General features: G+C 38.1%; 1 protein-coding gene. It reads left to right on the forward strand.

Annotation, left to right across the window (positions count from 1 at the left end; genetic code table 11):
* A partial coding sequence (locus RYX56_RS23985; RefSeq protein WP_317124337.1) for an SMR family transporter occupies positions 1–153 on the forward strand: 153 nt, incomplete at its 5' end.
* Between the last annotated feature and the right edge of the window lie 99 nt (positions 154–252).

The following is a 252-nucleotide window of genomic DNA, read 5'->3' on the forward strand; positions in this document are numbered from 1 at the left end:
CCTCTAAGTATAGCCTATACAGTATGGATCGGCATTGGTACAGCTGGTGCTGTTCTCATCAATATGATTTTTTTCGGTGAATCGAAAAGTTGGAAGCGAATAGCTAGTATCATAGCAATCATTATTGGAGTCATCGGTTTAGAATCATTATGATGGTTGACTCGACTATAAATTTCAGTAAACGCCGCTCCTCATTCAAAACTATCCCTAACAATCTATTAATTTTAAAAGGGGTCAGTCCCCCGTTATGTT

The organism is Alkalihalophilus lindianensis, assembly GCF_032843265.1.
Classification (GTDB): domain Bacteria; phylum Bacillota; class Bacilli; order Bacillales; family Bacillaceae_D; genus Alkalihalophilus; species Alkalihalophilus lindianensis.